14 protein-coding genes are annotated in these 13,539 nt (G+C 59.3%); 11 read left to right on the top strand and 3 right to left on the bottom strand.

Going from position 1 to position 13,539, the window contains the following annotated elements; genetic code table 11:
• Window positions 1-9: 9 nt before the first annotated feature.
• The 3 genes from ACVWYU_RS25440 (at window position 10) to ACVWYU_RS25430 (ending at window position 2,937) form a co-directional block, all read left to right on the top strand.
• Window positions 10-1,122, top strand: a complete 1,113-nt coding sequence (locus tag ACVWYU_RS25440; RefSeq protein WP_457373996.1) for a succinylglutamate desuccinylase/aspartoacylase family protein — start codon at window positions 10-12, stop codon at window positions 1,120-1,122.
• Window positions 1,123-1,140: 18 nt separating this feature from the next.
• Window positions 1,141-1,905: an ABC transporter ATP-binding protein gene (locus tag ACVWYU_RS25435; RefSeq protein ID WP_090323132.1), complete on the top strand. Its 765-nt coding sequence runs from the start codon at window positions 1,141-1,143 to the stop codon at window positions 1,903-1,905.
• Window positions 1,906-2,028: 123 nt separating this feature from the next.
• Window positions 2,029-2,937, top strand: coding sequence for a MurR/RpiR family transcriptional regulator (locus ACVWYU_RS25430; RefSeq protein WP_247256809.1), 909 nt, complete (start codon window positions 2,029-2,031; stop codon window positions 2,935-2,937).
• 59 nt (window positions 2,938-2,996) lie between these two features.
• Here ACVWYU_RS25430 and ACVWYU_RS25425 read toward each other — a convergent pair whose 3' ends face one another.
• Window positions 2,997-3,953 (bottom strand): AraC family transcriptional regulator, encoded by a 957-nt coding sequence (locus ACVWYU_RS25425; protein ID WP_457373995.1) that lies wholly within the window; start codon window positions 3,951-3,953, stop codon window positions 2,997-2,999.
• Window positions 3,954-4,152: 199 nt separating this feature from the next.
• On the opposite strand from ACVWYU_RS25425, the gene ACVWYU_RS25420 reads away from it, so the two are divergent.
• Both ACVWYU_RS25420 and ACVWYU_RS25415 read left to right on the top strand, forming a co-directional pair.
• The gene (locus ACVWYU_RS25420) at window positions 4,153-5,106 is read left to right on the top strand and encodes a hypothetical protein (protein WP_457373994.1); all 954 of its coding nucleotides are present in this window, start codon (window positions 4,153-4,155) and stop codon (window positions 5,104-5,106) included.
• Window positions 5,107-5,185: 79 nt separating this feature from the next.
• Window positions 5,186-5,608, top strand: a complete 423-nt coding sequence (locus ACVWYU_RS25415; protein WP_457374023.1) for an MAPEG family protein — start codon at window positions 5,186-5,188, stop codon at window positions 5,606-5,608.
• Here the strand turns inward: ACVWYU_RS25415 and ACVWYU_RS25410 are convergent.
• Window positions 5,596-6,564 carry a GlxA family transcriptional regulator gene (locus tag ACVWYU_RS25410; protein ID WP_457373993.1) on the bottom strand — a complete coding sequence of 323 codons (969 nt, stop codon included), beginning with the start codon at window positions 6,562-6,564 and terminating at the stop codon, window positions 5,596-5,598. The genes ACVWYU_RS25415 and ACVWYU_RS25410 overlap by 13 nt on opposite strands.
• A 115-nt stretch (window positions 6,565-6,679) precedes the next feature.
• On the opposite strand from ACVWYU_RS25410, the gene ACVWYU_RS25405 reads away from it, so the two are divergent.
• From ACVWYU_RS25405 to ACVWYU_RS25385, 5 genes are all read left to right on the top strand, one after another.
• The gene (locus ACVWYU_RS25405) at window positions 6,680-7,681 is read left to right on the top strand and encodes an SLAC1 anion channel family protein (protein WP_090323142.1); all 1,002 of its coding nucleotides are present in this window, start codon (window positions 6,680-6,682) and stop codon (window positions 7,679-7,681) included.
• Between the two features lie 65 nt (window positions 7,682-7,746).
• Complete coding sequence (locus ACVWYU_RS25400) at window positions 7,747-8,073, top strand: DMT family transporter (RefSeq protein ID WP_457373992.1); 327 nt, start codon at window positions 7,747-7,749, stop codon at window positions 8,071-8,073.
• 340 nt (window positions 8,074-8,413) lie between these two features.
• Complete coding sequence (locus tag ACVWYU_RS25395; protein WP_457373991.1) at window positions 8,414-10,066, top strand: arylsulfatase; 1,653 nt, start codon at window positions 8,414-8,416, stop codon at window positions 10,064-10,066.
• A 96-nt stretch (window positions 10,067-10,162) separates the two neighbouring features.
• Complete coding sequence (locus ACVWYU_RS25390; RefSeq protein ID WP_457373990.1) at window positions 10,163-10,891, top strand: hypothetical protein; 729 nt, start codon at window positions 10,163-10,165, stop codon at window positions 10,889-10,891.
• Between the two features lie 47 nt (window positions 10,892-10,938).
• Window positions 10,939-11,637, top strand: coding sequence for a potassium channel family protein (locus ACVWYU_RS25385; RefSeq protein WP_247256807.1), 699 nt, complete (start codon window positions 10,939-10,941; stop codon window positions 11,635-11,637).
• A gap of 46 nt (window positions 11,638-11,683) precedes the next feature.
• Here ACVWYU_RS25385 and ACVWYU_RS25380 read toward each other — a convergent pair whose 3' ends face one another.
• Complete coding sequence (locus ACVWYU_RS25380; protein ID WP_390959909.1) at window positions 11,684-12,142, bottom strand: winged helix-turn-helix transcriptional regulator; 459 nt, start codon at window positions 12,140-12,142, stop codon at window positions 11,684-11,686.
• A gap of 100 nt (window positions 12,143-12,242) precedes the next feature.
• On the opposite strand from ACVWYU_RS25380, the gene ACVWYU_RS25375 reads away from it, so the two are divergent.
• Window positions 12,243-13,523, top strand: a complete 1,281-nt coding sequence (locus ACVWYU_RS25375) for an MFS transporter (RefSeq protein ID WP_457373989.1) — start codon at window positions 12,243-12,245, stop codon at window positions 13,521-13,523.
• Window positions 13,524-13,539 lie beyond the last annotated feature (16 nt).

The raw sequence follows: 13,539 nt of genomic DNA, 5'->3' as shown, positions 1-13,539 counted from the left end.
GGAGCTGCTATGGAGCACATTCAATACCTGTTGCCGTGGAGTGCCTCGGGCACCGAACGAACGCTGTCGCTGTTGCGCTTCGGCAGCGGACCGCGCAAGGCCTACATCCAGGCCTCGCTGCATGCCGATGAACTGCCGGGCATGCGCGTCGCCGTCGAACTCAAGCGCCGCCTGCTGGAGCTGGAAGCACAGGGTCGCCTGACCGGGGTGATCGAACTGGTGCCAATGGCCAACCCCATCGGTATTGCCCAAATGTTCCAGGCCACCCATCAGGGGCGCTTTGAGTTCTCCAGCGGCAAGAACTTCAATCGCGACTTCCCGGAGTTGGTCGATGCCGTTGCACCGCTGCTCGAAGGCCGATTGGGCGACGATGCCGACGCCAACATCGCCTTGATCCGCCGCGCCATAACGGATGTCCTCAACGACCTGCCGGCAGCGACCTCGGAACTCGACGGTCTGCGGCGAGTGTTGCTGCAACACGCCTGTGACGCCGATGTGGTGCTGGACCTGCACTGCGATTTCGAGTCGATCATGCTGCTTTACACCATGCCGCAACACTGGCCGCGCTTGCAGTCACTGGCTGCGCGCCTGGGAGCCGGGGTCACGCTGCTGGCCGAGGGTGCGGGTGGCAATGCTTTCGACGAGGCGTGCGCGATTCCGTGGTTACGCCTGAGCGAACGGTTTCCTGATGCCAACATTCCCCTGGCGTGTGCCGCCGCCACCATTGAATTGCGTGGCATGGCGGACACCGAACGCGAGCAATGCGTCGAGAATGCCGAGGCCATTCTCGGTTATCTCGCCGAGCAAGGCCTGATCAGTGGTGAATGGCCCGCAGCGCCACCGTCCCGGTGTGAGGCGATGCCCTTCGCCGGCGCGCAGTACGCCTATGCGCCACATCCGGGCGTAGTGAGCTTCCTGCAACCGCTGGGCGCGCGGGTCAAGGTCGGCGATCCACTGTTCGAAGTCATCGATCCGCTGAACGACCGCCATAGCGTGGTGCGTGCCAGCACCGACGGCATCCTCTATGCCCGCGAGCGCCTGCGTTTTGCCCAGCCCGGCTTGTGGCTGGCCAAGGTCGCCGGTTCCACCCCTATTCGCCAAGGCCGCTTGCTCAGCGACTGATGCCAGAGAGTTCCAACCATGTACAAACTTGAAATTCAGGACCTGCACAAAAGCTACGGCGCCCACCAGGTGCTCAAGGGTGTGTCCCTGCAAGCCCGGGCCGGAGACGTGACCAGCATCATCGGCTCCAGCGGCTCGGGAAAAAGCACCTTCCTGCGCTGCATCAACCTGCTGGAGCAACCCGACGCCGGCAACATTGTGCTCGATGGCGAACCGCTGAAACTGGTGACCAACAAGCTCGGCGGGCTGAAGGCGGCCGAACCCAGGCAATTGCAACGCATGCGTTCCCGGCTGTCGATGGTGTTTCAACACTTCAACCTGTGGTCACACATGAGCGCCCTGGAAAACGTCATGGAAGCCCCGGTGCACGTGCTCGGCCTGGGCAAGAAAGAGGCACGGGAAAAGGCCGAGCATTACCTGAACAAAGTCGGCGTGGCCCACCGCAGTAACGCCTGGCCGGCGCATATGTCCGGTGGCGAGCAGCAGCGTGTGGCCATTGCCCGCGCACTGGCAATGGAACCGCAAGTGATGTTGTTCGATGAGCCGACCTCGGCCCTCGACCCCGAACTGGTGGGCGAAGTGCTTAAAGTCATGCAGGACCTGGCGCAGGAAGGCCGCACCATGGTGGTGGTGACTCACGAAATGGGCTTTGCCCGTGAGGTTTCGAACCAGTTGGTGTTCCTGCACAAGGGCGTTGTCGAGGAACGCGGCGATCCTCGTGAAGTGCTGGTCAACCCGCAGTCCGAACGCCTCCAGCAGTTTCTGGCCGGGAGTTTGAAGTAAGGCCGGCGCCCACCCACTGATCGGCGCTGCCCCGACAGGGTTTGCTTCGGATACACTCAAGCCAACCTTGTCAGGGCATCAGGCACAGCCCTTCTCCCACCCTCAGGAACCGTTGAGCCGGATATGCCCACCCCATCGAAAGACACCACGGTCTATGCCGCGCCGGTCATGCGCAAGCTGACGGAAATCGTTTCCGAGCTGCCGCCGTCATTACGCAAGGTGGCGGACTTCATCCTGCGTCACCCACTCAAAGCCGCGACCTTGACCATCGAGGAAATGGCCCACGAAACATTGACCTCACCGGCTGCCGTCAACCGCCTGGCCAAGGCACTGAACCTCGGTGGCTACAGCGGAATGAAAGCCGAACTGGTCACCACCTTGCAGCAGATGGTGTCGCCGGTCGACAAACTGCGCAACGAACTGGCCCATCGCCCGGGCGGCGTATTTGGCCTGCATGAACAACTCCAGAGCGCCGGCAGCAACCTGGCCACGGCGGCGTCCAACAACCACGCCGACACCTTCGAAGCCTTCATCACGCGCCTGACCACAGCGCGCAAAATCTACATCCTGGGCTTCGGCAACAGTGTTTACTTCGCCGGCCTCGCCGCCTCGACCCTGATGCCCTTCTGTGCCGACGCCACGGCCATCAGCATGGAAGGTGGCAACGAAAATGCCGCGTACCGACTGGCCGCGATCGATGAACAGGATGTGTTGCTGGCGATCTCCCTGCCGCGCTACTCCATCGACACTTTGCAACTGGCACGCTTCGCCAATGAACGTGGCGCGTCGGTGCTGGCCATTACCGACTCACCTGCCTCGCCGCTCACCGGCATTGCCGAGCACACGTTGTTTGCGCCTTGCGATCACCCGGTGCTGACCAGTTCCAACATCGCCGTGCTGGCCCTGATCGAAGGCCTGGTCGCCGGCGTGATGGCGCGCAATAAAGAAGCGGTCAAGCTGGCAACCGAACTGACTGAAAGCGTCATGTCGTACCTGCACACCCCTGCCAGCCGTAAACCTGCGAAAAAGTGATGCCGTTGCGGTGTTTGCCTGAGTGGCGAGACTGGCCCGCAGGGGTGATCTTCGTCTGTTCAGGCTGATTGCTTGCGCCAGGTTCCGGGGGATGTGCCGAACTGGCGTTTGAAGGCGCGACTGAACGCGGCTTCGGATTCGTAGCCAACGGCAAAGCCGATTTGCGCCACATTACCGTGACCTTCGCGCAGCTGTTGCGCCGCCAGGTGCATCCGCCAGAGGGTCAGATATTGCATCGGCGGCTGTCCGACCAATGCCGTGAAGCGCTCCGCGAATACCGAGCGCGACATGCCCACTTCCAGGGCCAGCGCTTCTGCCGTCCAGCCCTCGACCGGACGCGCATGGAGCAGCGCCAGTGCACGCCCGATATGCGGATCGCGCAAACCCGCCAGCCACCCGCGCCGCTCGGCCGGGAGGCTCGCGACATACTGGCTGACGGCTTCGACGAACAGCAATTCCGATAGTTTGGCAATGACCGTTGTCGAGCCGACGCGCCCTGCCGCGATCTCACTGACGGCAAAACGGAATGAGCTTTCGATCCAGGCGCCGGAAGCCGTCGCGCGCAGGTCCAGTTTCAACAAGGATGGCAGCGACGAAAGCAGCGGGCTGAAGGCTGTTTCGGAACCGAGGAATCCGCACAACAACTGCGTCGCCTCGCCGCCACCACCGTACTTGATTCGAGAAATGCTGCCGGCTTCTGGCGGTTGAATGATTTCGCCCGCAGGCATGGGTGCCATGCTCAGGTCACTGCCAAAGGTATGAGCGTCATTGCGCGCCAGCAGAATGAGTTCGCCTGCCCGCACGTCGATGGTGTCATCACCGTCGATCCGCAATTGCATGTGCCCCGAGACGACAAAGTGCGAAGCAATGATATGTCGAGGTGCCGCCAGGAACGGCTTGCAGGCGTCGGCAGAGATTCGGCCGTTGATGCACCAGGGCGCCGTGAATTCCGACTCGAGGAAGACCCCGCCAGACAAGCGAATCACACGCAAGACATCAGAAAACGCATCCAGCAATTGCCTGCCCTCCTTTCCGGAGTCCCGAGCAAGTAATCAGGCGGACTGATCATTAACCGCCTGGACCGCGAGGCCTAGATTAGCACCAACGCGGACTCAGTGATCGAGATGATCCCCCAGGTGTTTCACCCTTGATCACGAGCTGCGTGAGCAACCGTTTTGCCCCATTCCAATTCGACGATGGCAGCAGGAGATCTGTATGAATACCGTCGCTACCCTACCCGGCGCAGAGTCGGGCAACGCCGCCCGTTATGCGCAAATGGTCAAGTCATCGAAAAAAGCCGAATGGCAGATCGATCGCGATTTGCTGCAGGACCGGCGTTTCGACTTTTCGCGCAAATTCTTGCCCGACGGGCTGTCACGGGTCGACCGCCTGACCTTTCTCGCCGCGGACGAGGCGCGCCTGCTCAGCCAGATTCAGGGCCGAACCTATGCGTACCTGTTTGGCCTGGTCGAACGCTTTATCAGCGCCAAAATGCTCGATCAAGGTCGCGCCCATGTCTTTGACGATCAGTTGGCACTCGAAGCGCTGGTGCGTTTTTCCAACGACGAAATCAAGCATCAGGAGCTGTTCCGGCGCATCGAAACGATGATGGGTTCGCAATTGCCTGCCGGGTATCGTCAAGTGGCCGATCCCAACGAAGTGGCGCGCGCGGTACTGGCGGCCAGCACCTGGTCGGTGCTGGCGCTGACCTGTCATATCGAGCTGTTCGTTCAAACCCACTACGCGCAAAGCATCGCCCCGCGCGAGGAGTTGTGCCCGCTGTTCAAGGACGTCTTCAAGTTTCACTGGATGGATGAAAGCCGGCACGTGGTACTCGATGAACTGGAATGGAAGGCCGAGCACGCGAAGCTCTCCCCGGCCGAATGTGACCAGGCAGTGAACGATCTGATTGCGCTGGTGGCGGCTGTCGACGCAATCCTGCAGGCACAATCGGCAGCCGACGCCGACTACTTCACTGGACAGCTTTCACGATCGCTCAGTGACGATCAGACAGCGCAAATCAAAGCCTGCGTGCTGAGCGCCTATCGCTGGCAATACATCATCTCTGGCGTGCAGCACCCGCACTTCGGCCGGCTGCTGACGCACATGACAACGCCGGCACAGATGGCCAGGATCCAGACTGCACTGGCCCCCATCATGAGCCATTGATCGACCGCGCGCGGCCGGCAGCCCGCCGGTCACGGGCGGCGGGCTGATGCCCTGAAATGATCCATTGAGGATGGCTGCCATGACGATACCGATGTGGATGCTGCTCGGGTTTGCGGCCTGGACGTTGCTGCTGTTGATGGCAACCGTCGGGGTCTATCGCTGGGTCGCCATCCTGTTCTCGAATGTTCCCATTGCCTCCTTCCGCAGCGATCAGCTCGAAGGCCAGGATTGGTATCGACGCGGGACAAGGGCACACGCCAACTGTGTGGAAAACCTGCCTGTCTTCGCCGTGATTGTGTTCGTGATTTCAGCCCTGGGTCTCAACGGCCCGGCGGTGAACGGCTTGTCCATACTCGTCCTGATCGCCCGCGTGTTTCAGTCTCTGGTGCACGTGTCCCATGTGCAGACCAACAGGTTCGTGGCGGTGCGATTTACCTTCTTCAGCATTCAGCTGGCCTGTTTTCTCGCGCTGATGGTCATAGTGGCTTGTCACGGCGTTTGAGTGCCGGATGAAAAGCGCTTTCGATAATCACTCGGCCCGACCCCGAGACGCCGCATGAACGCCCTTCTGAATCCGTCCGTATTGGCATAGCCCACGTTATCGGCCAGACGTTTGAGTGACACATCCGAATCCTCGATCATCCGTCTGGCCGCATCGATGCGGGCCAGCTCGACGAACTCGGCCGGCGTCGAGCCGGTTTCAGCCTTGAAGGTGCGAGCAAAGTTGCGCTCGCTCATGCCGGCGCGTGCGGCCAGGGTGGGCACGCTCAAGTCGGCCTTCAGGTGTTCGACAACATAGTCCTGCACATTTCGGATGACACTGCGCTCGGCGGTTTGCGCGGCCAGTTGCGCACTGAATTGCGATTGGCCGCCAGGTCGCTTGAAGAACATCACCATCTCACGGGCGACGCTCAGCGCCAGCTCCCTGCCGTGATCCTCTTCCACCAGTGCCAGCGCCAGGTCCATGCCGGCGGTGACACCCGCCGAGGTGTAGACATTGCCGTCCTTGATGAAAATGCTGTCGGGGTCGACGTGGGTTTGCGGGTGTTCCCTGGCAAGTTTCGCGCTGGAATTCCAGTGCGTCGTGACATGGCGTCCATCGAGCAGGCCAGCGGCGGCCAGCAGGAAAGCACCGCTACAGACCGAGCCGATACGCCGCACGGTTTTCGCCTGCCGGCACAGCCATTGCTGCAACTCGGGGTTCAAGGCGATTTCCTCGATGTGCGGGCTGCCGGCCACAAGCAAGGTGTCGATCCTGCCTTTATAGGTTTCGAATGTCTCGTCGATGCTGAGCTTCAAACCGCTGGAGCCCTTGATCACCCCTTTGTGGGTGCCGATCACTTCGACCCGGTAGGCCCGTGGATTGCCCAGCTGTTTAGCCGCCTCGGCGAAGACATCTGCTGGGCCCACCACGTCCAGCAGCTGTACACGAGGGAATGCCAGCAGGGTGATGCGCATGATGTCTGTCCTCGTCGAATCATTGGCTGAATACGTCGCTATGCGACTATTTCAGCCACAACCTATTTGGCTGAAAATAGCTCCAACAGCAAATTCAGTCAAACGGGAGACTGCCATGAACACTGCATACACCCCTACCATCGCTGCAACTCAATCGGTCACGCGTGGCACGACATCCATCAAAAACCTGCCCATCAATCTGTTCGGTTCAGTCATGGGCCTGGCAGGCCTGGGTCTGGCCTGGCGCTTGAGCGGTCAGTTCTACGGCGTTGGTGGCCTGTTGGGTGAAGCGATTGGTGCGTTTGCCGGCCTTGCATTCGTGCTGCTGACCCTGGGTTACCTGACCAAGTGGTGGAAGCACCCTGAAGCGGTACGGGCCGAATTCAATCACCCTATCGCCAGCAACTTTTTCGGCACCGTTACCATCGCACTGCTCCTGCTTTCCGCCGTAGCAGCACCCCACAGCCAATGGCTCGGACAGGCATTGTGGATACTGGGCAGCGTACTGACTGTGTTGCTCGCCGGCCTGGTGGCTTCACGCTTGTTGTCGGGTGGCCAGGATCCATCGAATGCGGTACCCGCCTGGCTGATCCCTGGCGTTGCCACCCTCGACATCGCCGTAACCGGTGCGCACATGCCCATGGCCTGGGCTGCGGAGTTCAACCTGTTTGCCCTCGCCGTGGGTGTGGTGCTGGCACTGGTTTTCTACACCCGGATCTTTTCGCGGCTGGTGCATCAAGCCGCCCTGGCCAAAGGCATGGTGCCTTCGCTGATGGTGCTGATTGCGCCCTTTGAAGTCGGCTTCCTGGCGTACACCAACGTGTTCGGCGAGATCGACCGGTTTGCCAGTGTGTTGTTCTACTTCGGGTTGTTCCTGTTCGTGGTGTTGAGCTTCAAAGTGTTCCGTCGCGATGTGCCCTTTGCCCCTTCGTGGTGGGCCATCAGCTTTCCCATCGCGGCCCTGAGCAATGCGGCACTGAAATATGCCCATGCCCAGGACAACACCGCACTGATGGTCATCGCGGCTGCGATCCTGCTGTTCCTCACTGCGGCACTGAGCGTGCTGACCGTGAAAACCCTGGCCAGTCTGTTCAAGGGCAAATTGTTGGCCAACTAACGTTTACCTCCCTTTGGCGAGCCTTCATCGGCTCGCTTTTTTTTTGCCACCACAGGTCTTGTCGAATGACTTACACCACTTCCTGGTTACTCTTGATCGCCGCCGGATTCCTGGAAATCGCTTTTGCCATCGGCTTGAAATCCGCAAATGGCCTGGAACGGCCCTGGCTGCTCGCCGCAACCTTCGTGGTGCTGGCTGGTAGTTTGTATTTATTGACGATGGCATTGCGGGTTCTGCCGGTAGGCACCGCCTATGCCGTCTGGACCGGCATTGGCGCTGCCGGCACAGCCATCGTTGGCATGTATTGGCTGGGTGACGGAGTGTCGTTCTGGCGATTTTTCTGGATCGGTTCGATCCTGCTGAGTGTCGCCGGGCTGCGCTGGGCGGCCTGATCGGAGTGGTTAGCTGATTTGTGGCTTGGTTGAATCGATGACAGGAAGCAGCCAACAGCGGTCACTGACAAACGGCTTCCAACACGCCCCAACGTTCAAGCAGAGCGAACGGTGAGCGACAAAGTCGACGAATGACTCCAAAACGCCATACCAGAAGATTCCATTCGTACTAGGCTTCGACGTTAACCCTGAATAGTGTGCGGGAATTTCTATTTCGACGTTAGCGAGTCTCCAGAACTGTCCAGGCTGTTGATTGGGTGGTCCCTCGCAGGGTCCTTGGCTTGCACTCATCGCATTGTTGGGTGAGCAAAGGATCGACTTTTGAGAAAGGAAACCAGACATGAAAAGGCATCTACATCGCCCTGGATTTTACGTTATGTGTTCGTTGCTGATGGCACTGAATGGCTTTGCCCAGGCCGCACAAAACGAAAAACCAAACATCCTGTTCATCGTCTCCGACGATACGGGCTACGGTGACCTGGGCCCTTATGGCGGGGGTGTAGGTCGAGGCATGCCGACGCCCAACATTGATGAACTCGCCGCCGAGGGAACCACCTTCTTCTCCTTCTATGCGCAACCCAGTTGCACACCAGGCCGGGCCGCCATGCAAACCGGGCGCATCCCCAACCGCAGCGGCATGACCACGGTGGCCTTTCAGGGTCAGGGTGGTGGCTTGCCGGCGGCGGAATGGACACTGGCCTCGGTACTCAAAACCGGTGGTTACGACACCTATTTCACCGGCAAGTGGCACTTGGGCGAAGATGATTACGCCCTGCCCAATGCTCAAGGTTACGACGTGATGAAATACGTCGGCCTGTATCACCTGAACGCCTACACCTACGCGGACCCTACATGGTTCCCGGACATGGATGATGAAACCCGCGCGATGTTTGCCAAAGTGACACGGGGCGCACTGTCGGGAAAAGCCGGTGAAAAAGCGGTAGAGGACTTCAAGATCAACGGTCAGTACGTCGACACGCCGGTTGTTGATGGCAAACCCGGTGTGGTTGGCATTCCGTTCTTCGACAACTATGTGGAAAAAGCCACGATGGAGTTTCTCGATACGGCGGCCAAATCCAATAAACCCTTCTTTATCAACGTCAACTTCATGAAGGTGCACCAGCCGAACATGCCGGCGCCGGAGTTCGTTCACAAGTCGATCTCCAAGTCGAAATACGCCGACTCCGTGGTTGAGCTCGATACCCGCATCGGCCGCATCATGGACAAGCTGAAGGCACTGGGACTGGATAAAAACACCCTGGTGGTTTACACGACCGATAACGGTGCGTGGCAGGATGTGTACCCGGACGCTGGCTACACGCCTTTCCGTGGCACCAAGGGTACGGTGCGCGAGGGTGGCAACCGGGTTCCGGCCATCATGGCCTGGCCGGGAAAAATCAAACCGAACGTCAAAAATCACGACATCATCGGTGGCCTCGATTTGATGGCGACCTTCGCTTCTGTGGCCGGCGTCAAGCTGCCGGAGAAAGACCGCGAAGGTAAACCGATCATCTTCGACAGTTACGATATGACCCCGGTGCTGCTCGGCACCGGCCCTGACCCGCGTAAAGAGTGGTTCTATTTCACCGAGAACGAACTGTCGCCCGGTGCCGCGCGTGTCGGTAACTACAAGGCAGTGTTCAACCTGCGTGGCGACGATGGCGCCGTGACAGGCGGGCTGGCCGTCGACACCAACCAGGGCTGGAAAGGCCCGACCAAATACGTGGCGACGGTGCCGCAGGTGTTTGACCTGCTGCAGGATCCTCAGGAGCGCTACGACATTTTCATGAACAACTACACTGAGCGCACCTGGACTATGGTGCCTATCAGCACAGCAATTACGAAACTGATGAAAACCTATGTTCAATATCCACCACGCAAACTTCAAAGCATGGGTTATGACGGCCCGATCGAAATTTCCAAGTACCAGAAATTCCAGTCGGTACGGGAGGACCTGGAGAAGGAAGGCATCACCATACCTATGCCTAACTAGTGATACCGCGGCAGCCTGATCCAGGCTGCCACTCCCCTTCCTTCCGGAGCCGCCCCTTGATCACTGGGCGCGGCCTCTATCTTGAGAGCCGCACCGATGAAAAACCTGGGTGTACAAACGATTCTGGCCGCCCTGGTGACTTGTATGCTGGCGTTTACCGCGATCGGCGCGCCGTCCGGGGTCACCGCCATCGACATCCTCCTGGAGCCCGACAGCACGATGCTCAAGCACTCCGACGCCAATAACGCCCGACTGCTCGCCGTGTTTCCGAAAGGTTTCGCCCTGGATGCCGAACACCGGCCGCACATCACGCTGGTTCAGCGTTTCGTCCGCACGGAGGATCTGGACAAGGTCTATGCCGCCGCGGAAAAGGTTCTCCTGAGCGCCCATGTGAGCGCCATGAAACTGGAGGCGTTCAAATACTATTACGCGCCCGCTGGAGCGCTCGGGGTCGCCGGCATTTGCGCGAGGCCAACGCCGGAAATCATCAAGTTGCAAGAGGACATCATTGCCGCGGTTGAGCCTTTCACCGTAGAAAGCGGCCCGATTGAAGCGTTCACCGCGGCGCACGACGATCCCCGCAATGACGCGGCGCTCATCCAGTACGTATCGACATTCGTCCCGAAAATGTCTGGCGAGCATTTCAATCCCCATGTGAGCACGGGAGTTGCGCCACGTGACTATCTCGACAAAATGAATGCCGAGCCATTCCAGCCATTTGTCTTCTCACCCGTCGGCGCGGCCGTTTACCAACTGGGGCCTTTCGGAACCGCGGCAAAAAAACTCAAGGCATGGGATCTGAAACCTCAAAGTGCTGAAAGGTAGCCGTAGCTAGAATCCACCATGGGTCATGACCTCTCGGGGAAACCGGTATGACAGATTCGCAGGATAAAGCCGAAACCGACGCGGACCTGGCTCAGTTGCTGATAGGGCAAGGGCCCTGCACCTATCTATTGCTGCTCTTACTGGGATTGATCCTGCTGTTTCCCTTTCTTGAGGAGGGCATATTTGCGCGCACGTTGCTCGGCATTGTGTCTTCAATCGTGCTGCTCGTGGGTGCCTTTGCTGCCAGGCAGACTCGGCGGGGAGTCATCCTCAAACTGGGCCTGGCGTTGCTTGGGGTCGGTCTTCTATGGGCAGCGTTGTGGACTGAAAGCATCAAGATTCTTGATCTTGCCGGGATCGCTTATACGGTGTCTCTTACCGTCTCGTTCAGCAGCGTGATTCGCTATGTTCTCAGGCGCGGGCCCATAACCGCCGACAAGCTGCATGGCGCGCTTGCGGGTTACATCATGCTGGCCTTCGTCTGGTCCTTCATCTATGCCCTGGTCGAGATATCCAGCGCGGGTTCATTCGGCCCTGGCCGCCTCGACTTCATGCAGCCCGGTACGTTCTTCAAACTGATCTATTTCAGCTTCACGACGCTCACGACCACCGGTTACGGAGATGTCCTCCCATTGACCAACCACGCTCGTTCACTGGTGATGGTCGAAGAGTTTTCAGGCGTTTTTTACGTGGGCGTCGTGATTGCGCGGCTTGCCGGTCTTTATCCATCGAATCAGGTCAAATGAAGCTCGATTTGCCTGACGATCAGTGGGAGGCGGGTCGGCTGTCGATTCACGACTCGCCGCCCACCCGTCTCACTCTGTGGCAGTCAGACGGGCCCAGCTTCTGACCGTTTGCTGAGCGGACATCTATCGGCATCAGAGGCTGGCCGGACTGGTTGTCCATCAACACCGAACGCGTCTCCTGCGGCTTGAACAGGTAACGTTCGCCCCATTGCCGCAGGCTGACCACCACCGGAAAGATTTCCCGTCCTTTTTCCGTAAGGACGTACTCCTTGTAGGCGCTGCCATCGGACGCCGGTCGCACATCGAAAACCCCGACCTCAACCAACGTCTTGAGTCTCGATGCCAGGATATTTTTCGCCACGCCCAGGCTCTTTTGAAATTCGCTGAAGCGGCGAATGTCATCAAAAGCGTCGCGGATGATCATGAGCGACCAACGATCCCCGATGGCCTCCAGTGCTCTGGCTACCGGGCATTCGTTGCTCTGTGGTGAGACGTCTTCTTCCATCTTATTGACCTTGAACAATGTGGTTGCAATTAAAAACCAGATGCCGCAACAATGGAATCCAGTTTTTAATTGAAACCAGTTTAACGCCATGGAGGTGTACATGACAGCAGATGCCGACTCAGCCACCAAACGGTTCTCCACACAGCCTGCGCGATTGCCGCCTTCGGATACCGGCGACAGCAGCAGGTCCGACCGGTATCCAGGGCTTTCGCCGTCGCTCACGTTATTGTTTTCTGTCACCTGCGCACTGGCAGTCGCCAACGTTTACTTCGCACAACCGTTACTCGACTCCATGGCCCGGAGCCTGAACGTGGCCTCATCGATGATCGGAGTCGTGGTGACGGCCACTCAAGTCGGTTACGCGTTGGGGTTGCTGTTCATAGTCCCGCTGGGCGATTTGGTAAACCGTAAACGGCTGATTCTGACGCAGGTACTGCTGTCGGCGGTGACGCTCGCGGCGGTCGGTGCAGCACAGCAATGGCTGGCCCTGTTGGCTGCCATGATCATGATGGGCCTATTGGCAGTGGTCGTTCAGGTATTGGTGGCCTACGCCGCCGTGCTGGCAACCCCCTCACAACGCGGGCAGGCAGTCGGGACGGTAACCAGTGGAATTGTCCTGGGCATTCTTCTGGCGCGGTTTACCTCCGGCCTGATTGCGGATATGGCGGGCTGGCGCGCCGTTTACTTCGTGTCCTCGGGATTGATGCTGACCATCGCGGCGGTGCTGTGGAAAGTGGCGCCTTTCACTGCGCCGCCAAAGCACCAGGACACCTACCTGGCGCTCATGCGTTCGCTCTTCAAACTGTTCATCACCGAACGCACTTTACGCGTCAGGGGCCTTCTGGCCTTGCTGATCTTTGCCGCTTTTTCCGTGCTATGGACATCCATGGTGCTGCCGTTGAGTGCCCCGCCGCTGTCGCTCTCACACACTGCCATCGGCCTGTTTGGACTGGCCGGCGTCGCCGGTGCCCTTGCGGCCAGTAGAGCCGGTCGCTGGGCCGACCAAGGCCTGGGGCAACGAGTGACCGGTATTTCGCTGGGGCTGCTGACGCTGTCCTGGTTGCCCATTACGTTTGCCGAGATATCCCTGATCGCACTGGTCTGCGGCGTCGTGTTGCTCGACTTCGCGGTGCAAGCGGTTCACGTCACCAACCAGAGCCTGATTTTTGCTGCACGACCCGACGCCCAAAGTCGCATGGTCGGCGCCTACATGTGCTTCTACTCGGTCGGTAGCGCGCTGGGGGCCGCCGCCGCGACCCAGGTTTATGCGCTATGGGGCTGGATGGCGGTAAGCCTGCTGGGCGCCTTGATCAGCGCTACCGCCCTGATTCTGTGGTTTCTCACGTTTTATTTTTCAACGCGTGATGTAACGGCCAACTAAGCATGCTGTCGATGAG

Source organism: Pseudomonas sp. TE12234 (genome assembly GCF_054061835.1).
The sequence above is the reverse complement of the archived record's forward strand: the minus strand, read 5'-3'. Positions and strand labels throughout refer to the sequence as shown.